General features: G+C 72.0%; 6 protein-coding genes. All 6 read right to left on the minus strand.

Translation table 11 applies throughout. The features are described from left to right. The coding region (locus OV208_RS17250; RefSeq protein ID WP_267574929.1) for a non-ribosomal peptide synthetase at positions 1-7,533 on the minus strand (7,533 nt) is incomplete at its 3' end. A gap of 9 nt (positions 7,534-7,542) precedes the next feature. After that, on the minus strand, positions 7,543-14,400 hold the full coding sequence (locus tag OV208_RS17255; RefSeq protein ID WP_267574930.1) for an SDR family NAD(P)-dependent oxidoreductase: 6,858 nt from the start codon (positions 14,398-14,400) through the stop codon (positions 7,543-7,545). After that, positions 14,397-17,624 carry a non-ribosomal peptide synthetase gene (locus OV208_RS17260; protein ID WP_267574931.1) on the minus strand — a complete coding sequence of 1,076 codons (3,228 nt, stop codon included), beginning with the start codon at positions 17,622-17,624 and terminating at the stop codon, positions 14,397-14,399. Before OV208_RS17260 ends, OV208_RS17255 begins: the two co-directional genes overlap by 4 nt. A 56-nt stretch (positions 17,625-17,680) precedes the next feature. Further along, entirely contained in the window at positions 17,681-18,760 is a 1,080-nt protein-coding gene (locus tag OV208_RS17265; protein ID WP_267574932.1) for a TauD/TfdA family dioxygenase, read from the minus strand. After that, the gene (locus OV208_RS17270) at positions 18,757-22,302 is read right to left on the minus strand and encodes a condensation domain-containing protein (protein WP_267574933.1); all 3,546 of its coding nucleotides are present in this window, start codon (positions 22,300-22,302) and stop codon (positions 18,757-18,759) included. The genes OV208_RS17265 and OV208_RS17270 overlap by 4 nt, the downstream gene beginning before the upstream one ends. Positions 22,303-22,538: 236 nt before the next feature. Beyond that, positions 22,539-24,876: MupA/Atu3671 family FMN-dependent luciferase-like monooxygenase (locus OV208_RS17275; protein WP_267574934.1), on the minus strand; the 2,338-nt coding region annotated here is incomplete at its 5' end.

The following is a 24,876-nucleotide window of genomic DNA, read 5'->3' on the forward strand; positions in this document are numbered from 1 at the left end:
CAGCACCTCCGCCCAGATGGCGGCGAGCTGCTGCTCGGTGGCATCGCGCGGGGCGACGAAGCGCTCGGCGGAGGAGGTGGGGGCCTCCGGCGCGGGGAGGGCCCTGCGGTCGACCTTTGCGTTGGCGTTGAGGGGCAGGGCGTCCAGGAGGACGAAGGCCGCGGGGACCATGTACTCGGGCAGCTTCTGCTGGAGGTGGGTGCGCAGCTCGGCGGGAGTGACGTTGGAGGCGACGACGTAGGCGACGAGGCGCTTGTCGTCGGCGGAGTCCTCGCGAACGACGACGATGGCATCGCGCACGCCGGGGACGGAGCGCAGGACGGCTTCGACTTCGCCGGGCTCGATGCGGAAGCCGCGCAGCTTCACCTGGAAGTCGGTGCGGCCCAGGAAGTCGAGGGAGCCATCGGGCAGCCAGCACACCTTGTCGCCGGTGCGGTAGAGGCGGGCGCCCGGGGTGGGGCTGAAGGGGTGGGGGATGAAGCGCTCGGCGGTGAGGGCGGGCTGCTCCAGGTAGCCCCAGGCGAGGCCTTCGCCACCGACGTAAAGCTCGCCGGGGATGCCCACGGGGACCGGCTGCCAGGCGGCATCCAGCACGTAGGCGGTGGAGTTGGAGATGGGGCGGCCAATGGGCAGCGAGTCCCCGACGGGCGTGGCGGGGGCCAGGGGCTGGCTGGTGGAGAAGGTGGTGTTCTCCGTGGGGCCGTAGACGTGGAAGAAGCGCGTGCCGGGGCGCATGCGCAGCAGGTGTTCACGGGCACGCGCCAGAGGCATGGCCTCGCCGCCCGCCATCAGCTGCGGAATGGAGGCGAGGGCTTCGGGCTGGTGCTGCACAAGCTGGGCGAAGAGGGCGGTGGTGAGGAAGACGGAGGAGACGGAGTGCTGGCGCAGCAGGCCGGCGACTTCTTCCAGAGAGAGCGCGTGCGGGGGAGGAAGCACGAGGCGGGCGCCGTGCAGGAGCGCGCCCCAGACTTCGAGCGTGGAGGCATCGAAGGCAGCGGGGGCCAGTTGGAGGAAGACCTCCTGGGGCCCGAAGCGCATGAAGTCGTTGCCGCGCACCAGACGCACGACGGCGCGGTGGGGGATGCACACGCCCTTGGGGCGGCCCGTCGAGCCCGACGTGAACATCACGTACGCCAGGCTGTCACCGCTGCTCCACGCCTCGGGCGCGGAGGTGGGCCGCGAGCCCACCAAGGACGCCTCCGTGTCGAGCTTCACCATCGGCATGGCGTGCGCGGGGAGCTCACGCGCCAGCGCTTCGAAGGTGAGCAGCGCGGCGGCGCCGGACTGCTGGAGCAACAGCTCCCGCCGCTCGACGGGCGCATGCAGGTCGATGGGGACGTAGGTGGCCCCGGCCTTGAGGGCCGCGAGCAGACCGATGATCAGTTCGGGCGAGCGCGGCAGGAAGAGCGCGACGCGCGAGCCCGGGCGGACCCCCAGCTCCCGCAGGTGCCACGCGAGCTGATGGGCGCGCGCTTCAAGCTGGGAGTAGGTGAGGTGCAGCTCACCGGAGACGAGCGCGACGGCCTCGGGGGTGCGCGCGACCTGGCGGGAGAACAGGACGTGCAGGGGCTCGTCGAGCGGCGCGTCGGAGGCGGTGGCATTCCACTCCACCAGCAGCCGCTGACGCTCCTCTTCCGGAAGGAAGGTGACGTCCCGCAGCTCCCGTCCTTCCGCCGTGGTGAGCCCCCGCAGCGCCAGCCGCAGGTGCTCCAGCAGGCGCGTGGCCGTGGCGTCATCGTAACGGGCGGTGTCGTACGTCAACTGCAACCGGAGCTCCTGCCCCGGCACCACCGCGAGCACGAGCGGGTAGTGGGTGCGCTCGTGCATGCGCACGTCCGCCACCGTCACCCCGGGGGAGCGCTCCTTGAGCGCCGCGTCCAGCGGGTAGTTCTCGAAGACAAACAGGGACTCGAACAGCGGCGTCCCGCGCGGCACCGCGCTCCAGGACTGCACCTGCACCAGCGGGCAGTGTTCGTGCTGGCGCAGGTCCACCTGCTGCGCCTGGACCTTCTGGAGCCACGGCACCACCGGGGCCCGGGGCTCCACCTGGAAGCGCGCGGGCAGCGAGTTGATGAACAGGCCCACCATCGCTTCGACACCGGGCAACTCCGGCGGTCGGCCCGAGACGGTGACGCCGAAGAGGACGTCCTCTTCGCCGCTGTAGCGGGAGAGCACCAGCGTCCAGGCGGCCTGGGCCAGCGTGCCCAGCGTCAGCTCGTGGCGCCGCGCGAAGGCCTGGAGTGAACCGAGCTGCTCCGCGGAGAGCGCCAGCACCTGCTCACCGGCCTCCGCCACCGCCCCACCCGAAGCGGCCGGACGTGCCCCGGGCAGCGGCGTGGGCGCGGTGAAGCCCGCCAGCACCTGCCGCCACCAGGGTTCGGACCGCGCCGGGTCCTGCTGTTGCAGCCAGCCGATGTAGTCGCGGAAGGCCGGAGCGGGCTCCAGCCGGGGCGCCTGTCCCCGCGCCGTGCTCGCGTACGCGGTGAAGAGCTGCTGGAGCACCCGGCCCATGCTCCAGCCGTCCAGCAGCAGGTGGTGGAAGCTCCACACGCAATGCCAGGAGTCCTCCCCCAGCCGGATGACCGCCAGCCGGGCCAGCGGGGCCCGTCCCAGGTCGAACCCCAGCTCCCGGTCCTCCTGGAGGAAGGCTTCCAGCCGCGCGGGCTGCTCGACGGCAGGCACCTGACGCCAGTCGAGTTGCCGCCAGGGCAGCTCCACCCGGGGCGCTACCACCTGCAGCGGCTGCTCCAGCCCCTCCCAGACGAAGCGCGTGCGCAGCACCGCCTCGCGCGCCACCACCGCCTCGAACGCGCGCCTCAACGCCGAGGCCTCCAGCGGTGAGCGGATGGCCCAGGAGAGCTGTTCGAAGTACAGGCCACTGCCCGGTGACAGCTGGGCGTGGAAGAGCAGGCCCTGTTGCAACGGCGACAGGGGATAGACGTCCTCCACGGGCGTGCCCGGAGGCAGCAGCCGCTCCAGCGTCGCCGCGTCCAGGCGCGCCAGCGGGAAATCCAGGGGCGCGTAGCGCAGCGCATCCGCCGAGTCCCGGCCCTCCACCAGCGCCCGCAGGGCCTCCAGATGGCCCTTCGCGAGCGACTCGAGCGTGGCCCGCGTGTGCAGCGATTCGCTGTACGTCCAGACGACGCGCAGCTTCCCGCCCACGATCATGGCATCGACTTCGAACGCGCGAGGGCGCACTCCGCCCATGTCACGCGACGTACCGGAGGGCTCCTGCGTGAGCGCGAAGAGCGCGGACGCCTGGGCATCGAGCTGCCCCAGGTAGTTGAAGGCCACCCACGGCTCAGGCAGGGCGGACAGCGTCGCGGCCACGGCGTCGCGGCCCAGGTGGCGCAGCAGTCCGTAGCCCACGCCCTTGTGGGGCAGGGTGCGCAGCGCTTCGCGCACGGTGCGCAGAGCCTCGCCCGGCGTGGCCTGCGTCGGCACGTCCAGCCGCACCGGAAAGAGGCTGGTGAACCAGCCCACCGTGCGGGATACGTCCACGCCGTCGAAGAGCTCCTCGCGGCCATGGCCCTCCAACGCCACCGTCAGCGCGCCCGGGCCCGCCCAGCGCGACAGCGCCTGAGCAAGCGACGACAGCAACAGCTCATCCACGCGCGAGCGGTACGCCGCCGCGACCTCCTGGATGATCAGGCGCGTCGTCTCCGCCTCCAGCTCCACCGTCACCGTGCGCGCCGAGTCCTGGGCGTTCGTGCCCCCCGGCAGGTCCGTGGGCAGCGCGGCCATGGGAAGCGCGCCCTGGGCCTGCCACACGGGCAGTTGTGCCTCCAGCGCCTCCGTGCGCGCCAGCGTCTGGAGTTGCTGGGCCCACGCCTGGAACGACGTGCCGCGCGGCGGCAGCGCCACGGTTCCACCCCGGCGCAGTTGGAGGCAGGCGGCCTCCAGGTCCTCCAGCAGCACGCGCCAGGAGACGCCGTCCACCGCCAGGTGGTGGGCCACCAGCAGCAGGCGCGCCGTGTGGCCCGGCCCCCGCTCGAAGAAGGCCGCGCGCAGCAGCAGTCCCTCGGTGAGGTCCAGGCTGGCCTGCACCTTCGTCGCTTCGGCGTCCAGCGCGGAGGCTCGCAGGGCATCAGGCACGGCGGACAGGTCCACCCGCTTGAGCTTCAGCAGGGCGCCCGGCGGCGCGTTGTGCTGCTCCCAGCGGCCCGCCGTGCGAGTGAGGCGCAGGCGCAGGGCGTCGTGGTGCTCCACCAGGTGGCGCAGGGCCTTCTCCAGCAGGGCGGGCTCCAACGGCTCCCGCACCTCCAGCAGCACGGCCTGGTTGAAGTGGTGCGGCCTGGGAAGCTCCTGCTCCAGGAAGACGCGCTGGAGGGGCGTCAGCGGGACGGGGCCCTGCACGGGACCCAGGTCCTCGCGCGGCGCCCGCGCGGCCTGCGCCACCTTCGCGAGCGCCGCCACCGTGCGGTGCTGGAAGAGCAGGCGCGGCGTCAGGCTCAACCCGGCCTGTCGTGCCCGGGCGACGACCTGGAGGCTGATGATGGAGTCGCCTCCCAGGTCGAAGAAGTTGTCGTGGACGCCGACGCGGGGACGCCCCAGCACCTGCGCCCAGATGTCCGCCAGCTTCTGCTCCGTCTCGTCGCGCGGAGCGACGAAGTCCGAAGCGTTCAGGTCCTCCGCGCCCGCGGAGTCCGGGGCGGGCAGGGCCTTGCGGTCCAGCTTGCCGTTGGGGCCGAGCGGCAGGGCGTCCAGGACGGCGAAGGCCGCGGGCACCATGTATTCGGGCAGGTGCTGGCGCAGGTGCTCACGCAGGTCCGACGGCGCGTGGGAGCCCTCCTCCCGGGACGTGAGGACGACGTAGGCGACCAGGCGCTGCTGGCCCTTCACGTCCTCGCGCGCCACCACCACCGCCTCGCGCACGGAGGGGTGTCGCTCCAGCGCGGCTTCAATCTCTCCCAGTTCGATGCGCTGGCCGTGCAGCTTCACCTGGAAGTCCATGCGGCCCAGGAAGTCAACGGTGCCGTCCGGCAGCCACCGCGCCCGGTCTCCCGTGCGGTACAGCCGCGCGCCCGGCTCCCGGGAGAAGGGGTCCGGCACGAATCGCTCGGAGGTGAGCGCGGGGCGCCCCAGGTAGCCCAGGGCCAACTGCACGCCGCCGATGAAGAGCTCTCCGGGCACGCCCACCGGGACGGGCCGCAGGCCCGCGTCCAGGACGTGCACCTGTGTGTTCGCCACCGGCCGGCCGATGGGCGCCGTGGTGCCGGGCTCCTGCCCCGACACCTGCGCCCACGTGGCGTCGATGGTCGTCTCCGTGGGGCCGTAGAGGTTCACCACCTGGACCTGGGGCAGCACCGCGCGCACGCGCAGGGCCAGCTCCAGCGGCAGCGCCTCACCGCCGCAGAAGAGCCAGCGCAGGTGCGTGGCCCGGGGCAGCGCGGGCTCGTCCAGCATGAAGCGCAGGAGCGACGGCACCACCTGGAGCACGCTCACGCGCTGGCGCACCACGCAGTCCACCAGCGCCGCCGGATCCCGGTGCGCCTCCAGCGGGGCGAGCACCAGCGGAGCCCCCACCAGCAGCGACGCCCAGCACTCCCACACGGAGGCGTCGAAGCTCAGCGGTGTCTTCTGGAGCACCCGCTCCGTGGCGCCCAGGCCGAACGTGGAGACCATCCACGCCATGTGGTTGGCCAGGGCCCGGTGGGGAATGAGGGTGCCCTTGGGCTGGCCCGTGCTCCCGGAGGTGTAGATGACGTAGGCGGGATGGCCCGGCGTGAGGGGGACCTCGGGCGCGTCCGTCGGCTGGCGCGCCACGCTCGCCCCGTCCGAGTCCAGGCACAGCAGTCGGGCCTGCGTGGCCGGCAGTTGGGACACGAGCCGCTGCTGGGTGAGCAGCACGCGCGGCGCGGCGTCCGCCAGCATGAAGGCGATGCGGTCCTTCGGGTAGGACGGATCAATGGGCACGTACGCGGCACCCGCCTTGAGCACGCCCAGCAGGCCGACCACCATCTCGATGGAGCGCTCCACGCACAGGCCCACCGTTGCCCCGGGCCCGGCGCCCAGGGAGCGCAGGTGGTGCGCGAGCTGGTTGGCTCTCGCCTCGAGCTCGGCGTAGGTGAGCTGCGCGTCCTCGAAGAGGACCGCCACGGCCTCCGGCGTGCGCCGGGCCTGGGCCTGGACGAGCGCGGGCAGGCAGGTGTCCTCCGCGAACGCCGCGCGCGTGTCGTTCCACTGCTGGAGCTGGCGCTCCTCCTCCGGCGACAGCAGCGTCAGGCCCGACAGTCGCGCCTCGGGCGCTTCCAGCAGGGACTGCAACAGCGTGGCGACATGGCCCAGCATCCGCCGGACCGTGGCGCCGTCGAAGCGGGCCTCGTCGTAGGTGAGCTGGAGCTCCAGGTCCGTGGCGTCCGGCATCACCACGAAGCTGAGCGGGTAGCCCGTGCGCGCATGCGTGCGCGCGAAGCCTTCCACCGGCAGCCGCGCCGTCATCTCCGGCGCGAGCCCCCGTCGCGGAAGGTTCTCGAAGATGACCAGGCTTTCGAAGACGGGCTGACCGCGGGGCACGTCACTCCACCCCTGCACGTCCACCAGCGACACGTATTCGAAGTCGCGCGCGGCGAACTGCTCCGTCTGGAGCGCCTTCAGCCACGACAGCACCGTGGCGTCCGGGGGCAGTCGCACCCGGCTTACCTGCGTGTTGATGAACGTGCCCAGCATGCTGTCCACGCCGGGCAGTGACGGCGGGCGTCCGGACACGACGGTGCCGAAGGCCACGTCGTCCTGTCCGCTGTAGCGGCCCAGGGCCAGCGCCCACGCGCCCTGCACCAGGGTGCTCAGCGTCACCTGGTGCTGCCGTGTGAAGGCCGCGAGCCTGCCACTCAACACCGCGCCCGGACGCAGCGACTCGGTGCCGTAGGACTCCACCTCCGAGCCATGGCCCGCGGCCCGGTCCGCCGCGAGCGGCGTGGCGCTCCTGAAGCCCGCCAGCCGCTCGCGCCAGAAGCGCTCCGCCTGGTCCCGGTCCTGCTTCGACAACCAACCGATGTAGTCCCGGTACGGCCGGGCCGGCTCCAACTGGGGCTCCTCACCCCGGCTGAGCGCGTCGTAGGTGAGGAACAGCTCCCGCATGCACACGGGCAGCGACCAGCCATCCATCACCAGGTGGTGGTAGCTGAGCATGCATCGCGTGAGCGCGGGCCCGCACTTCACCAGCGTGAAGCGCAACAGCGGCGCCGCGGACAGGTTGAAGCCCTCGCGCTGATCGGCTTCCAGCCGGGCCGCGAAGCGCGCCTCCTGGGCTTCGGCGGGCACCTGCGTCCAGTCCTCCAGGCGCCACGTCGGCTCTACCTTCCGCCGCACCGCCTGGAGGGGATCCTTCATGCCTTCCCAGAAGAACGCCGTGCGCAGCGGCGTGTGCCGCTCCACCATCCGTTGCCACGCACGCTGGAGCGTGGCGACGTCCAGGTCACCACGCCAGGACCAGTAGACCTGTTCCACGTAGGTGCCCGGCGCGCCGAGCGTGTGGAACAGCAGGCCCTGCTGCATGGGCGAAAGACGGTAGATGTCGTCGACGTTCTTCATGGTGTTGCCCTAACCCTCCGACCCGTCCGCATCGTTGATGAGCGCCGCGAGTGCCCCCAGCTGCGAGTCATCCAGGCCCGCGAGGGGGAAATCCACGGATGACAGCGCCGCCTTGGTGTCCTGCTCCTCGCTGCCCAGCGTGCGCAGCGCCGCGAGGACATCCCCGGCGAGCTTCGACGCCGTTCCCTGCGTGTACGTCCCGTCGTCGTAGGCGCAGCGCACGTGCAGGCGCCCGCCGGACAGGAACGTCTCCACCGCCAACGCGTACCCACCTGTCGCGCGGTGGGCACCGGGCGCCACGCCCGCACCGAAGGGCACCGTGTCCTCGGTGGAGTCCAACGCTCCCAGGTGCCGCACGAGCACCTCCGCCCGGGGCAGGCGGCGCAGGCGTTCGGACAGCTCGCCATGGGAGCCATCGCGCAGCAGCCCGAAGCCGATGCCCCGGCGCGGCACGCGGCGCATGCGCTCCTTCGCGGCCTTGAGCGCGTCACCCGCCCCCTGGTTCTGCTCCAGCTCCAGCAGCAGCGGCCAGGTGACATCGAAGCAGCCCACCGTGCGCGAGAAGTCCTGGCCGTCGAACGCGTCGCGTCCGTCCGTCACGACCTCCACCCGCAGCCGTCCACCGCCGGTCCAGGTCGCCAGCGCCTGTCCCAGCGCCGCCAGCGCGCCCTCGGCCACGTCCGCGCGCCACGTGCCGGCGAGCTTCTCGTGGAGCCGCCGCGTCTCATCCTCCGACAGCGACACCTCCACGATGCGAGCGGCTCCCGACGGGCTCCCCGCGCGCTCCACCGGCAGCTTCGTGGCGCCTTCCTGCGTGGCGCCCGTCCACACCGACTCCTCCTTGCGCAGGGACTCGGAGGAGGCTTCTTCGGCCAACCGCTCCGCCCAACGCTTGAAGGACGCCGTCTTCGCGCGCAGGGCCGGTCCACCGCGCGCATGGCGCACGGCCGAGGACAGGTCCTCCACCAGCAGTCGCCACGAAGCGCCGTCCACCGCGAGCCCGTGCGCCGCGATCAGCAACTGGCTGCCCGCGCCGCCTTCCAGCCGCACCCACGCGGCCGCCGCGAGCGGACCCGCGCCGACGTCCAGCTTCGCGCGGAGCTTCTCCTCCTCGCCATGCAACGCCGCCTCGTGCTCGGCGGCGGGCAGGGCGCGCAGGTCCACTTCCGCGAAGGACACGTCCGTGCCCGGAGCCGCACCCGTCTGCTGCCATCCAGACACGCCCCGCGTGAAGCGCAGGCGCAGGGCGTCGTGGTGCGACAGCACCGTGCCCAGGGCCTGCGATAGCGCGGACGCTTCCACCGGCCCGCGCACCGCGACCCGGGCCACGCGGGTGGAGGCTCCAGCGGACGCCTCCAGCAGGCGACGCTGTTCGGGAGTGAGCGGGGCAGGGCCCACCACCGGCCCCTGTTCGGCCTGCTTCGCCACGATGCCGGCGATCATCGCCGCCAGCTCCGCGATGGTGGAGTACTGGAAGAACTGCTGCGGGCTCAACTGCAAGCCGGACTGGCTGCCGCGCGCGATGATCTGGATGGCCTGAACGGAGTCGCCGCCCAGCTCGAAGAAGTTGTCGTTCACGCCCACGCGGTCGATGCCGAGCACCGTCTGCCAGGCTTCGGCGATGCGCTGTTCGATGTCGTTGCGCGGCGCCACGTACTCCGTCTTCAGCTTGGGGCGGGCCTGCTGCTCGCCGGGGGCACGCGTCTCACCCACGGCCGCGAGCACCCGTTCGCGGACGACCTCGTCCGTGTGGGCGATGGTCGCGTGCAGGTCGCGCACGGACACCACCACCTGGGACGCCAGCGCCGAGGCCAGGATGCGCTCCAGCGCCACCACGCCCTCGCGCGGGGAGATCTCCTGGCGCTCCTCGGTGGGGAGCACCTTCGCCAGCGCGGACTCGCGGGCGGCGGCGGCCAGGGCGCGCAGTTCGGCGGCGGGGTCGTTGACGCGCTTCTGCGTCAGCCGCTCCACCTCCACCAGGACGCGGCCCTGCTCGTCCATCATCGTGAGGTCGAAGGCGAGCGTCTCGTCGCCGTTGGACGACTCGTTGGCCCGGAAGCGCGCGTGGCTGTACACGCGGCGCGGCAGCTCGCCGTGCAGGCGCAGCACCTTGTAGCCGAAGGGCAGGTAGTAGCCGTGCTCCGCGAGGAAGCTCTTGGCGATGCCCGACGTGCGGTCGATGAGCGAGGGGTGGAAGAGGAGCTGTTCGAAGTCGCCGGTGAACTCCGGCATCAGCTCCAGCACCATCAACAGCTCGTTGTCACCCGGGAGGATGGCCTGGACGCTGCGCCAGCGGGGCCCCAGCTCCTGCTCATATTCGGCCTCCAGCGACTGCGGACGCGGCTTGTCGCACCGCTTGCGGATGGCCTCCAGGTCCTCCACGCGCGCCACGCGGGGCCCGCCGAAGCGCACCCGGCCCGCCGAGTGGTCCGTGCCCTTGCCCACGCCGCCCGGCGGCAGGCTCTTCACGCCCCAGCGGTAGCCGTCCCCGTCCTTCTCCAGGGTGAGGCGCACCTCGCGCGTCTCGTTCTCCGGCACGCGCAGCGGCGCGAGGAAGTAGTTGTCCAACAGCTCGATGGTGCGGCCCTTCGCCTCGTCCGCCACCGCGGCGCGCACCATCTCGAAGTACGTCACGCCCGGCACCGTGGGATTGCCGAGGATGCGGTGCTCGTCCGTCACCCACTGCGAGCGCGGCTCGCCGAAGGTGCCGGAGAAGACCTTGCGCTGCGGCGTGTCCACCAGGCAGCGGTGCACGAACGGGTGCGGAATCGCGCGGCCTTCGCCGGTCTGCGTCGCCGGCCGCGCCGCCATGCCGACCTCGTCCCACGCGCCCCAGTTGATGGACACCGCGTAGGTGCCCGTGCGGGCCTGGAACGCGCGGGTGAACGCGTCCAGGTACGCGTTGGCCGCCGTGTAGTCCACCTGTCCGAAGCGGCCCACCACCGTGGTGAGCGACGAGCAGGCCGCGAAGAAGTCCAGCCGCTCGCCCTCCAGCACCGCCCCGAGCACGCGCGTGCCCGTCACCTTGGGCGCGAGCACCGCCGTCGCCGCCTCGCGCGTCTTCAACTGGAGCAGGCCGCCACCCGGTACACCGGCCGCGTGGATGACGCCATGGATGGCGCCGAAGCGCTCTCGCGCGGTGGCCACCACCGCCCGCATGCGCTCCAGGTCCGTCACGTCCGCGCTGAGCGTCAGCACCTTCGCGCCCTTCTCCTCCAGGCGCTGCACGGCCTGGATGCGCCGACGCGTGGCTTCGTCACCGGAGGACTCCAGGTGCTTCGCCCACTCCTCGCGCGGAGGCACCACCGCGCGCCCGACGAGCACCAGCCGCGCGTGCCACTTCTCCGCCAGCGCTTCGGCGAACGACAGGCCGATGCCGCCCAGGCCGCCGGTGATGAGGTACACGCCGCCTTCGCGCAGCGGCACCGCCGATTCGGGGCCTTCCTCCAGGCGCACCTCCTCGAAGTCGCGCACCCAGCGGCGGCCACTCCGGAAGGCCACCACGGGCTCCTCCGAATCCGACGCCAGCTCCGCGGCCAGCAGCTCCACCAGCCGTCCGGCCTGGAAGCTGGTGAGCGGGGGCAGGGTGACGTCCACGCTGCGGCAGTGCACATGCGGCAGCTCGCGCGGGATGACGTTGGTGGGGCCCAGCGCCACCGCCTGCTCCGGTGACACGAGGTCTCCGCCCGTGACCTCCTGCATGCCGTTGGACACCAGCGACAGGCGCACCGGCTTGCCCGTCGTGTGCGCGCCCAGCGCCTGCGCGAGGTGCAGCGGGCTGAAGAAGGACCGCTCGACGACGTCCTCCGTCGCCGCGCCCGAGCCCTCGGCGGTGATGCCGGTGAGGTGGACGATGCGCTCCGGAAGCCGCCCATCCGCCGCCAGCTCCGACAGCAGCGCGGCGTAGTCCTCGCGGCGGCCAGGGTTCAGCTCATACGCGTCCGCGCCCGTGCGGCGGAACTCACGCCCCTGGGTGACCTCCACCAGCGCGTGCCCCTGCTGACGCAGTCGCGCGGCCAGCTTCGCGCCCAGGCCCGCCTTGTCCTGCAGGAGCAGCCACGGCGCCGCCTTCGCGTCGGCGGCTCCGACCGAGGCCACCTTCGGCGCGGACTCCTTCCACACCGGCAGCCAGAACCAGCCGGCCACGTCCTGACGCTTCTCCAGGGAACCCCCGCGCTTCGCCTGCGCGCTGGTGGAGGAGCGCAGGTCCACCCAGTAGCGCTGACGCTCGAACGGGTAGGTGGGCAGCGGCTCGCGCCGGCGCGTCTCCCCGTCGAAGTATCCCGGCGCGTCCACGCCCAGCAGCCACAGGTAGCCCAGCGTGCGCAGCAGGTACTCCGCTTCCGGCGTGGCTTCGCCCACCGTCGGCAGCGTGGTGTGCATGGACTGGGTCGGCTTCTTGCGCGGATGCCAGCGCGCCAGCGACTGGAGCGCCTTGCCCGGGCCAACCTCCAGCAACACCGCCTCGGACTCCTTCAGCAGTTCGTCCAGGCCGTCCGCGAAGCGCACCGGCTGGCGCAGGTGCTTTGCCCAATAGTCGGGCGACGTCGCCTGCTCCGCGGTGATCCACGTGCCCGTCACGTTGGAGATGAAGCGCAGCTTCGGGGCGGAGGGCTTCGCCTTCGCCACCGCGTCCCGGAAGGCCCCGACGATGGGGTCCATCATCGCGGAGTGGAACGCGTGCGACGTGCGCAGCCGGCGGGCCAGCACGTCCTTCGCCGCGAGCTGCTTCTCCAGCGCCTCGATGGCCGCCGGAGGACCCGCGACGACGCAAGAGCCCGGCGCGTTGGCGGCGGCGACCTCCAGCCCCTCGCTCAACAGCGGGCGCACGTCCGCCTCCGCGAGCTGCACGGACAGCATGGCGCCAGGAGGGCAGGACTGCATGAGCCGGCCCCGGGTGGCGACCAGCTCCAGCGCGTCCTCCAGCGTGAAGACGCCAGCGAGGCAGGCCGCGACGTACTCGCCCACGCTGTGGCCGATCATCGCCGAGGGCTCCAGGCCCCACGACAGCAACAGCTTCGCCAGCGCGTACTCCACGACGAAGAGTGCCGGCTGGGTGAGGGCCGTCTGCTCCAGCTTCGCGGCGGCCTGCGCGTCCTGCGTGTCGGAGCCGAACACCAGCGGCTTCAGGTCCAGCCCGTGGCGCTTCGACAGCAGCTCCAGGCAGCGGTCCGCCTCCTGCCGGAACACGGCCTCGCCCCGGTACAGGGACGCGGCCATGCCCGGGTGCTGCGAGCCCTGGCCGGGGAACATGAACATCACGGGCCGGGTGACGCGCTCCTGCGTGCGGGTGATGACGCGGTCCGGGGACAGCGTCGCCAGCGCCTGCGCGGCCTCCTCCACGGTGCGGACCACCACGAAGCGGCGATGCTCGAAGGCCTTGCGGCCCTTCTGGAGCGTGAACGCCACGTCCGCCAGGTTCAGGTCCGGATGCGCCTTCAGGTGCTCCGCCAGCCGCGTCGTCGCCGTCTCCAGCGCCGCGTCGGAGCGGGCCGACACCACCAGCAACTGGTGCTCGCGAGACGGCCCGGACGGGGCGCGCTGAGGTGCCTCCTCCACGACGACGTGCGCGTTGGTGCCACCCAGGCCGAACGCGCTCACGCCCGCGCGACGCGGCGCCGGAGCGTTCCAGTCCTGGAGCTTCGCGTTGACGTAGAAGGGGCTGCTCGCGAAGTCGATTTCGGGGTTGGGCTTCTCGAAGCCGAGGCTGGGCGGAAGCTGCCGGTGCTTCAGCGTGAGCGCCGTCTTGATGAGGCCCGCGATGCCGGCCGCCGTGTCCAGGTGGCCCACGTTGCTCTTCACGGAGCCCAGGCCGCAGTAGCCGTTGCGCGTGGCGCCGCCGGAGCGGAACGCCTTCGTCAGGGCCTTCACCTCAATCGGGTCGCCCATGGGCGTGCCCGTGCCGTGGGCTTCGACGTAGGTGATGGTGTCGGGGTCCACGCCGGACAGCGCGTGCGCCATGCCAATGACTTCGGCCTGGCCATTCACGCTGGGCGCGGTGTAGCCGACCTTGTCCGTGCCGTCGTTGTTGAGGGCGCCACCGCGGATGACCGCGTGGATGATGTCGCCGTCCGCGATGGCATCCGACAGGCGCTTGAGCACCACGGCGCCCGCGCCGCTGCCGCCCACCGTGCCCTGCGCGTTCGCGTCGAACGGGCGGCAGTGCCCGTCCGGGGAACCGATGCCGCGCTCGGTGTAGAGGTAGCCCGTCTTCTGCGGCACGGTGATGGTGACGCCGCCCGCCAGCGCCATGTCGCACTGGAAGTTCAGCAGGCTCTGGCACGCGTGGTACACGGCCACGAGCGACGTGGAGCATGCGGTCTGCACCGTCACAGCAGGACCCTTGAGGTCCAGCTTGTAGGCGACGCGCGTGGCCAGGTGGTCGTTCTTGTTGTGGATGACGGCCTGGAACGCGCTCACCGTGCCCGTCAGGTGCCCGGCCGACGACAGGTTGTAGAGCAGGTAGCCGTTGGCGCCCGCGCCCGCGTAGATGCCGATGGGCCCCTTGGCCCGCGACGGATCGTGGCCCGCGGACTCCAGGGCCTCCCAGGCGCACTCCATGAAGAGGCGCTGCTGCGGGTCGGTGATCTCCGCCTCGCGCGGCGACAGTTCGAAGAAGCGCGCGTCGAACTGATCGATGCCGTCCAGCGTGGCCCGCGCCTTGACGTACTTCGGATCCTTCAGCTCCGCGGGGTCGATGGCGGCGCGGTCCAGCTCCTCGTCCTTGAGGAAGGTGATGGACTCCACGCCCTCCTGGAGGTTCTTCCAGAAAGCCTCGGGGGTGCTGGCACCGGGGAACCGGCACGCCATGCCCACGATCGCCACGCCTTCCATCAGAGGAGCGTCCTGCTCGACGTCGCTGCTCATCGCTTACCCCTGGCCTTCATCAAGAGGGCCTGTTGCTGCATCGCTTGGAGTTGTTTCTTCGCGCGCTCGTCACGCGCCTGCTGCTGAAGGGACTCCTGGGCCGCGCTCGCCGGGGCCTGTCCCAGGTACTTCGCCAGCGAGGCCACGGTGGGGTGCTGGAACAGCTCCACCATGGACAGCCGCCGGCCCATCAACATCGACAGCTTCTCGTGCACCTGCACCATGAGGAGCGAGTGGCCCCCCAGGTCGAAGAAGCTGCTGTGCAGGCCCACGCGGTCCACCTTGAGGGCCTCCTGCCAGATGGCGGCGATGCGCTGCTCCAGCTCCGTGACGGGCGCCTCGTAGGGCAGCGCGTCCGGCCGTGCCGCGACCGGCTCCGGCAGCGCGCCCCGGTCCACCTTGCCGTTGCGGTTGAGCGGCAGGCGCGCCATCGGCACGAAGTGGGTGGGCAGCATGAACTCGGGCACCAGCTCGCGAAGGAAGCCGCGCAGCTCCAGCGCCAACTGGGAAGCCGCCAGCTCGCCGCCCGCGGGCATTCCGCGCCGGGGCACGAAGTACGCCACCAGCCGCGCGTCCTCCTTCGTGCCACGCACGACGACGACCGCCTCGCCGACCTCGGGGTGCGTGCGCATCTGCGCTTCGATTTCACCGGGCTCGATGCGGTAGCCCCGCACCTTCACCTGGAAGTCGGCGCGACCGTGGAAGTCGATGCGACCGTCCTCGCGGTAGCGGCCCACGTCGCCCGTGCGGTACAGGCGCGCACCCGGCGTGGGGCTGAACGGATCCGGCACGAAGCGTTCGGCGGTGAGGTCCGGACGGCCTTCGTAGCCCCGGCCCACGCCCGCGCCGCCGATGAACAGCTCGCCGGGGACGCCCAGGGGATGCTCCCGCAGGCCCGCGTCCAGCACGTGCACGCGCACGTTGCCCAGCGGTCCGCCGATGCTCGGCTGCGCGGAGTCCGCGATGGGACACGCCGTGGCGTTCACGGTGCACTCGGTGGGGCCGTACATGTTCACGAAGCGCGTGCGCGTGAGCGGCGTGAGGTCCGCCCAGGTGCGCGCGTCGATGGCCTCGCCGCCCACCAGCACGAGCGCCGGAGAGAAGTCCGCGTCGCGTCCCAGACCCTGTGCCAGCAGGGGGCCCAGCAGCGAAGGCGTGCAGTCCACGACCTCCACGGCATGCCGCAGCACCCACGCGCGCATGCGCACCGCGTCTGGCCGCACCTCTTCCGGAACGATGTGCAGCGAGTGTCCGTTGAGCAACTGGAGCCACTGCTTCACTGAGGCGTCGAACACGAGCGGCGCGTTGACGCTCACCCGCAGGCCGGGGCCCCGGCCCTGGTAGACAACGTCGCGCAGCGTGGCGGCCAGGTTGAGCGCCGAGCGGTGCGGGATCATCACGCCCTTGGGCCGGCCGGTGGAGCCGGACGTGAAGATGACGTAGGCGGCGTTCTCCGGGGAGAGCGTCACGTCGGGCGCGTGGGAGGGCGCGGCGGCCAGGGCGTCGGTCTCCTGGTCCAGGCAGAGGAGGGTGTGCGCGCCGTCGGGCAGGGATGCGCGCAGGTTCGAACGGGTGATGACGAGCGGCGCGCCGGACTGCTGGATGACGTAGGCCAGGCGTTCACGAGGGTAGGTCGGATCCAGCGGCACGAAGGTGCCCCCGGCCTTGAGGATGCCGAGCAGCACCACGAACTGCTCCACCGACCGCTCCAGGCACACCGCCACGCGCGTCTCGGTCCCGATACCCCGGGCCCGCAGGTGCGATGCGAGCCGGTTCGCGCGCTCCGACAGCGCGGCGAAGGTGAGCTGTTCGTCCTCGAACGCGACCGCCACGGCGTCCGGACGGGCGCGGGCCACGGCGTCGAAGCGCGCGGGCAGCGTGTCCTGTGAGTCGTAGTCGCGGGAGGTGCGGTTGAAGTCCGCCAACTGTCGCAGCTCGGTCGTGCCCACCCAGGAAAGGGCGTCCAGCGCGCGCTCGGGCGCGGCCAACGCCGAGGTGAGCAGGGTCTCCAGCCGCTCCAGCAACCGGGTGGCCTCCTCGGGGGTGTACGCGGCTTCGTCGTGGTGCAGCTCCAGCGACAGCGGTCCGTGACCGCGCACCAGGGCCAGGGTCAGCTCTGCGCGCTCACCGCGCGCCTCCACGTGGGTGAGGGACAGCGTCAGCCCGCCCGCGCGCACGGACTCCGGCCACGTGATGTCCTCGAAGGCGAAGGAGCGGGAGGGCGCGGACCCGCCGGCGGCGGGCAGGGCGCTCGACGCGTCGAAGTCGTCCTGCCACGCGGCGGCTTCGCGAACGCTGCGTGCCACGTCGCGCACGAGCGCTTCGAAGTTCGCGCCGTGAGATGCGCTCACGGGCAGCCAGCGCTCGAAGAGGCCGAGCGCCGCGTCCAGGCCTTCGTAGCCACGGCCTTCCACGCGCACGGAGACGCACGCGTCGCCGCTGCCTCCCATGCGTGCCAGCAGGCGCGACCAGCCCGCGAGCACGACGTCCGCCACCGGGACCTCCAGCCGGCCGGCCAGTGCCTCCAGGGCCGTGGCCGTGTCAGGGGGCAGTGCGCGGGACTGACGGCCGACGCGCAGGCCGGGCGCGTCCGTGCCCGTGCGACGCGTGGGCAGGGATGCACCGGTGGCTCCCCCAAGGTCTCGGCCCTTCCAGAAGCGCCGTCCGTCCGCGCTGTCGTCGGATTCGAGGATCTGGTGGAAGACCTCCGCGACGTCCGCGTACTGCGGAGGCGGCTCTTCGTCCGGCGCGGACGCAGCCGTCAATGCACGTCCCAGCTCACGGGCAAGCACGACGAACGTCTGGCGATCCGCGGAGAGCGCGGGCACCTCCACGATCAGCGCATGCCGGTCCTGGCCCAGCACCGCGAGCCGCCACGGCTTGAGCACCTCCAGCGACGCGGACCCGGCGCCCAGCGACTCCAGCCGCGCGGCCTGCTCGGCTTCGGGAAGCGCGCCCCAGTCGAGCACCTCCAGGACGGTGGAGGGAACCTCTCCGGGCACCTGCACCGCGGCGCTCGTTCCCGCGAGATGCCGGTAGGTGGTGCGCAGCACCTCGTGCGCGGAGCTCAACCCGCGCACCGCGTGCTCCAACCGCGCGACATCGAGCGCCCCCTCGAGGGCGAACACGGCCCGGGCACACGACGGCGCTCCCGGAACGGCGGCCAGGAGGGTCCAGAGTCTTGCCTGTTGGGGGGAGAGCCGGAATCCGGTTGGCTGCGTCACGCTGAAGGCTCCTGGAAGAGGACGGGGGAGGGCGCGAGGCCCTCGGATTCAGGCGGTCAGCCTGGAGGGGCGCCGGGGGGCGTGGCCGCCACCGGGGCGACCTCGCTCCACGGGAACGGACGGGCCATGCCAGCCAGCACTCGCCGGGGCCCCACGAAGGATGAACGCGCGTGCGCGGCGAGCAGGTTGTCGATGACGAGCAGGTCCCCCTTCTCCCAGGGGAACATCACCTGTTCGGCTTCGTACGCGGCGCGCAGCGTCTCCATCACCTCGGGCTCGATGGGAGCGCCGTCGCCGTAATACGTGTGGTTGGGCAGGTCCTCCTCGCCCAGGTCCGCCAGCAGCGCGGAAGCCACCGGCGCCGGCAGCGTGGAGACGTGGAAGAACGTGGCGTGGTTGAACCAGACGGGCTCGCCGGTGACGGGGTGCAGCCCCGCCGCGCGGCGCACCTGTCGCGTGCGCAGGCGGTTGCCGTCGCGCCATTCCACCTGGATGCCGCTGCGCTGGCAGTACGCCTCCACCTCCGCGCGGTCCTCCGTCTGGAACGCCGTCTGCCAGCTCAACCCCAGCTGGTGGCCGAAGTTGCGGACATACGTGTAGCCCTGCTCCAGGAAGCGCGCGCGCACCTCGGCCGGCAGGCGCTGGAAGATGCGCCGCGTGTCCGCGATCGGCGTTTCGCCACCCTGTTGCGACGGCAACACGCACGCGAAGAAGAGGCGCGCCGGGAAGGTCTGGTTGTAGGACTGCTCGTTGTGTAGGAAGATCCGCTCGGACGGCGGATGGTCCGTGGACGTGTAGATGTTGCCGCTCACTTGCGAGCGCGGCGACGAGCGCTCCTCGTAGGCCAGCGCTTCATCCGCCAGCGCCTGGATGGCCCGGTCCATGGCCTCGGGCGTCACCACGTCGAAGCCCCGGAAGAGCACGGCGCCATGTTTGTGGATCTGCGCGTCCACGAGCGCGCGGTGCGTGCGGCCCCAGTCGGCCAGCTCGATGCCCGGCAGCGAGGGGCGGGCCACCACTGGCAGGTGCAGTCCGGGCCGCAGCTCCTCGAAGCGCACCCAGTCCTGACCGGAGCCATCCACCTCGCGCCGGCGAAGCTTCGGGAGTGCGCGCTTCGGCTGACCGTCCGTCGTCATGATTCGCTCCCACCGCGACGGCGCACGCCGCGGAACAGTTCCTTGCGCGAGGACTGGAGCGCCTGGGCCCGCTCCTGCTGCCGCTGGCGCTCACGCTCCACCAGCGCCCCGTGCAGCTCCTCCAACGTCGCGTCCGGCCGGGCGATTGCCGCCGCCAGCGTCGTTTCGTAGTCCCCGGCCAGCCGCGCGATCGTCGCCGCGTCGAACAGGGCGGTGGCGAAGCGCAGCACGCCCTGGAAGCAGCCCTCGGACTCGGACAGCAGCACCGACAGGTCGAAGGGCGAGCCGCCGTCGTCGATCTCCAACAGGCGCAGCTTCAGTCCCGGAAGTCGCAGCGCGGGCAGCGGCGCGTTCTCCAGGACGAACATCACCTGGAACAGCGGGTTGTAGCGGGCATCGCGCGGCGGGCGCAGCGCCTCCACCAGCTTGTCGAAGGGGACGTGCGGGTGCGCCTGCCCCCCCAGCGCCACCTCCCGCACGCGCCCGAGCACCTGCCGGAAGGTGGGGTTGCCCTCCAGGCCCACGCGCAGCACCAGCTGGTTGACGAACAGGCCGATGAGGTTCTGGGTGCGCGCGTGCTCGCGGCTGGCCACGTCCGTGCCCACCACCAGGTCGGTGCGGCCCGTTCGCGAGTGCAGCACCACCAGGAAGCCCGCCAGCAGCGACATGAAGGGCGTGGTGCCTTCGGCCCGGCCCAACTGCCGCAGCCCTTCGCTGAGTGCGGCGGAGAGCGCCACCGGCTGCCGCGCGCCCTCGAAGTGCTGACGCTCCGGGCGGGGGCGGTCCAGGGGCAGCTCCAGGAGCGGCGGGGCTCCCGACAGGCGGCCCTTCCACCAGGACACCTCTTCGTCCAGCAGCCCTCCGTCCAGCCTGCGGCGCAGCCACGCGGCATGGTCGGCGTACTGCACGGGGAGCTCCGGCAGCGGCGACGGCCGGCCCTGCGCGAAGGCCGCGTAGAGTGCGCCCAGCTCCCGCACCACCACGCCCATGCTCCAGCCGTCCGACACCACGTGGTGCAGCGTGAGCAGCAGCCGGTGCCGCGTGTCGGACAGCTTCAACAGCTTCGCGCGCACCGGCAGCTCGCGCTCCAGGTCGAACGGCCCTCGCGCCTCCTCGGCGGTGAGGCGCTCCGTCGCGGCGGCCTGCTCCGCCTCCGGCATTCCGCTCAGGTCCACCACCGCGCCCGGGCGCGCCAGCGGACCGCCCGCCGGAACGTCCGAAGGGGGGAGAATGTCCTGCACGCGGCGGCCCTGGGCACGGGGGAAGCGCGTGCGCAGCGCCTCATGCCGGTGGACGATGGCCTCCAGGCTGCGGGTCAGCACGCCCACGTCCAGATGTCCGTCCAGCTCCACCGCCGCCGGGATGTTGTAGGCCGCGCTGCCCGCCGCGAGCTGATCCAGGAACAGCAGCCGCTCCTGTCCCGGAGACAGCGGCGAGTCCCCGCGCGCCCCCGCCACCAGCGGAGGCGGCGCGGCGCTGGGGTGGCGCAGCTCCGCGAGCGCCCGCGCGATGAGCGCCTCCAGGTGCACGCCCTCCAGGAACAGCGCCACCGGCAGGTGCAGCTCCAGCTCCTCCTCGAGCGCCGCCTTCAGCTCGACGGCGTGGATGGAGTCCAGGCCCAGCGCGGTGAGGGGCCGGGTCGGCTGCAGGGCCGACAGCGGCACGGACAGGGCCCGCGACAGGTGCCGCCGCAGATACGCGCCCAGCAGCTCGGCCCGCTCCGCCTCGGATGCGGCCAGGAGGGTGTCGCGCGTCAGCGGGGGCGCTTCGGGGGCGACGACTTCGGGGGCGCTTCCGGCGTCGGTGGCGGCCTCGGAGAGGACCTCCTGGGCGAGGATCTCCAGCTCGTTCGCCAGGTACTGCGTGCGGCATGCCCTGCGCTGCACCTTGCCGCTGGACGTCTTGGGCAGTCCGCCCGCGGGGATGAGCACCACCGTGTCCACGGACACTTCGTGCCCCTGCGCGATGGCGCGTCGGATGGCATCGATGGCGGCGGAGGGTTCGCCCAGCGTCTTGCGGTCCACCTCCAGCACCACCACCAGCCGTTCCTCACCGCCCCGGTCCACGGCGAACGCGGCCGAGCAGCCCGGGCGCATCGCCGGGTGGCTGGACTCCGCCGTCAGCTCCAGGTCCTGGGGGTAGTGGTTGCGTCCGCGCAGGATGATCAGGTCCTTGATGCGTCCCGCGACGAACAGCTCCCGGCCGGACAGAAAGCCCAGGTCGCCGGTGCGCAGGTAGGGACCTTCCCCGGTGTCGGCGCGTCGGGCCCGGAAGGTGACCTCGCTCTCCTCGGGCCGCTCCCAGTAGCTGCCCGCCACGCTCGGGCCGCGCAGCCAGATCTCCCCCAGCCGGCCTTCGGGCACGGGCTGACGGGACTCGGGCTCCACGATGAGCAGCTCCTGCCCGGGGATGCTCGCGCCGCTGCCCACCAGGGTGCGCAGGTCCTTCGGGTCCACCGCGTCGGAGGGGGCCGGGGTTTCGGCGCGGCCCTGCTGGAGGGCCTCCTGCCGATACACGCGCTCCACCGGGGGCGCGGCCTTGAGCCCGCCCGAGGCGATGAGCGTGGTCTCCGCGAGGCCGTAGCACGGATAGAAGGCCTCCTTGCGGAACCCCGAATCCGCGAACGCGCGCGTGAAGCGCTCCAGCGTCTCCGCGCGCACCGGCTCCGCGCCGTTGAAGGCCACGTCCCAGGAGCTCAGGTCCAGCGCCGCGCGCTGTTCGGGCGTCGTCTTGCGCACGCACAGGTCGAAGGCGAAGTTGGGCCCGCCGCTGGTCGTCGCGCGGTAGCGGGAGATGGCCTCCAGCCAGCGCGCCGGCCGCTTGAGGAAGTCCAGCGGCGACAGCAGCACCACCGGGAAGCCGCCGCACAGCGGTTGCAGCACGCCGCCGATGAGGCCCATGTCGTGGTACGGCGGCAGCCAGATGACGCCGCGGCTGTCGTCCGAGTGCTCGAAGCACTGGTGGATGGCCTGCGAGTTCGCCAGCAGGTTGCCGTGGCTGAGCATCACGCCCTTGGGCGTGCCGGTGGAGCCGGAGGTGTACTGGAGGAAGGCCAGCGCCTCGCGCGCCGTGCCCGGATCCTTCCAGCCGCTCGCCTCGCCATCCTCCACCGCGTCGGTGGCCAGCCACGACAGGCCGGAGAGCGCGGCGGACTGCTCGCCCATCGACTCCATGAAGCCCTGGATGAAGCCGGTGGTGAGCGCGAAGCGCGCCCGCGCGTCCTGGATCACCGCCTCCAGCCGGGGCAGCGTGCGCGCAAGCCGCATCGGATCCGGCGGATAGGCCGGCACCGCCACCGCGCCCGCGTAGAGACAACCCACGAAGGCGGCCACGTACTCAAGACCCGGAGGGTAGAGCAGCAGCACCCGTTCGCCCCGGGCTCCGCGCGCCTGCAGCGCCGCGCCGATGGCTCGCGCCCGCCGGTCGAGGTCTCCGTAGGTGAGGTGCGCCTCCTCCGCGTCACCGTCCACGAGGAATGTGTAGGCGAGCTGGTCCGGGCGCTGCTCCGCCCTGCGACGCGACAGCTCCACCAGTGTCGACATTTCCTGTAACAATTCTGGCGAAGGCATTCGTTGGGCCGAACGAGATGTGCCAAGCCCCGAATTCCCCGAAACAACCCATAGGGGCGATGCGAGGCTTATTCAGCGTGAGCGGAATTAGTCGCGGAAAACGTTCAGTACAGTTAACACGGCACGTTACAAACTGTCCACGCTGGCAGGCAGTTCCCGGCCGAGGCTCTTGATACATCGAGCCTCTGACGAGGCATTCCGCGCGGGTGCTACAGGACGGGGCCGGAATGCTCCGCGGACAGGTTGTCGCTGAGCTTCACCGTCACGTTGGGGCGTGAGCCCGGGAGGCGTTCCGCGAGGTACTCGGTGAGCACGCGTTCCATGCGCAGGGACTCGTCCTGCACCAGCCGCTTGAGCTCGGCCAGGTGCGTGAGGCTCTGGAGGACCGCGTCGGTGCCGACGCCGAAGTCGATGAGACATGCGACCTCATCCACGTCCCCGTCGAGCAGCTTGTCCACCATGGGCAGGCAGGACGTCACGGTGCCGATGAGCGCGCCGGAGCGGTAGTAGCGCTCGAAGGCGTACGAGGCCAGGTAGTCCGCCCACTTGGGTTCGTTGATGTCCACCTGGAGATCCAGGCTCTTCACCATCGTCTGCATCAGCGCCACGTGGGCGCGCAGGTACGCGGTGAGCGGGGCGCGCACGGTGTCCAGCACGTCGTCCACGTCCTGCCCGACGAAGGTGTGCATCATCAGCGTGGCGGTGCGCGCGTCGCGTGCGTGGCCGGCCTTGTCCGCCGCCGCGTGGTAGAGGCCGAGCTTCTCCAGCGCTTCTTCCAGGGGCTGGCCCAAGAGCGACGTGAGGACGTTGTAGCCGCCGGCGCCGGTGCGCTCGAAGAGGGCGGGATCCGTGGCGCACGTCACCCACGTGGGCAGCCGGGGCTGGAGGGGGCGGGGGAAGATCTTCAACTCCACCTCCTTGCCCACGCCGTCCCGGGCCGACACGGACTCGCCGCGCCACAGCCGTTCGACCTTCTCCAGGTTCTCCCACATGACGTCGCGCTTGCGGGCGAAGTGCTCCGGGTACAGGGCGAAATCGTTGGGCACCCAGCCGGAGGCGATGGAGATGCCGGCGCGGCCTCCGGAGAGGTTGTCGACGATGGACCACTCCTCCGCGACGCGGAAGGGGCTCTGCAGCGGCAGCACGACGCTGCCCGCGCGCAGGCTGATGTGCTTCGTCATCGTCGCGATGCCCGCGGCGAGCAGGGACGGGTTCGGATAGATGCCGCCGTGCTCGTGGAAGTGGCGCTCCGGCGTGGAGACGGACGAGAAGCCGTGCGCGTCCCCGAACTTCGCCGCCTCCAGCAGCAGGCGGTACTTGTCGGTGGTGCCGGCGTCCTCGTCCGCGAAGAAGAACAGGCCGAAGTCCAGCTTGCGCGCGCGGCGACGGGTGGGCACCACGTGCGCGACGAGCTGGGAGCCCTCGACGCGCACGTCCACCGCGCGCACCTCCGGGTGCCAGGCCAGCAGGGCGCGCAGCTCCTCCGGCCCCACGGACGTGCTCGCGGTGGCGGGGCTCCGCGCGGTGCCGCCGTTGGCGTCCAGCACCTCGCCCAGTGAGGACAGCTCGCGGTCCGGTTGCGTGACGAGCACGTCCAGCAGCGCCGCGAGCTGGCCCACGAGGCGGATGACGTCCAGCGGCGCGAAGCCGTCCGCGTCATGGTGCAGCCGCAGCGCCAGCCGCTCTCCTGCCACGGCCTCCACCGTCAGCGGGCAGGGCGGAGGGGCGGCGACGTGGCGAAAGGCGCCCAGACCCTGAGCGCGGGCCAGCGGCTTCAGCGTGTCCTCGTCGGGCGGCTCCCAGGCGAGGACGGCGCTCTGGAAGAGGGACGTGTCCTCCGGCAGCTTCAGCCACTGGCGGACCTGGGATTGGGAGACGTGCTCGTGGCGCTGGGCCTCGGACAGTTCGGCCTGGAGGGCGCGCAGCCAGCGCAGGGGCGTGCCCTGGGCGGGGATGGCGAAGCGACGCGGCAGCAGGTGCGCGAAGCGGCCCGCGAGCGGCCGGCCCTGGACGAGCGCGGCGGTGCGGCCGGGGACCTGGGCACCGAACACGACCTCCGTGTGGCCGGTGTGGTGGCGCAGCATCAGCGCCCACGCGGCCTGCATCAGCGTGCCCAGCCCCAGCTTGTGCTTGCGCAGGAAGGTCTGGACGTTGCCGGACTCCGTCGCGGGCAGCAGCAGTTGTTGCAGGCCCGTGACACCGGGCGCGGAGTGGGGCTCGGAGCGCGTGGGCAGCAGGGTGGGGCGCGGATCCTTCAGTGTCTCGCGCAGGTGCCGCTCCGCGTCTTCCAGGCCCTGGGCTTCCATCCACGCGAGGTACTCGCGAAACGGCCGCGCCTTCTCCAGCGCGGCGTCGGTCTTCTCGCGGGTGGCCTGATACAGGCGCAGCAGCTCTTCCAGGCAGAGCCGCGCGGCGCCCGCGTCCAGGGCCGCCGCGTGCCAGGCGAAGACGAGGAAGGAAGACTCCGCGGAGGTGCGCACGACGGACAGACGCACCAGCGGCGCGGCCGTCAGGCCCATGCCCCGCTTGCGATCCGCCTCCAGCCAG

The sequence above is a fragment of the Corallococcus sp. bb12-1 genome (assembly GCF_026626765.1).
Lineage (GTDB): Bacteria > Myxococcota > Myxococcia > Myxococcales > Myxococcaceae > Corallococcus > Corallococcus terminator.

Excerpts from the sequence above, each read along its gene's own strand:
- OV208_RS17265 (WP_267574932.1), bottom strand. The coding sequence starts at position 18,760 with ATGACGACGGACGGTCAGCCGAAGCGCGCACTCCCGAAGCTTCGCCGG.
- OV208_RS17255 (WP_267574930.1), bottom strand. The coding sequence starts at position 14,400 with ATGAGCAGCGACGTCGAGCAGGACGCTCCTCTGATGGAAGGCGTGGCG.
- OV208_RS17270 (WP_267574933.1), bottom strand. The coding sequence starts at position 22,302 with ATGTCGACACTGGTGGAGCTGTCGCGTCGCAGGGCGGAGCAGCGCCCG.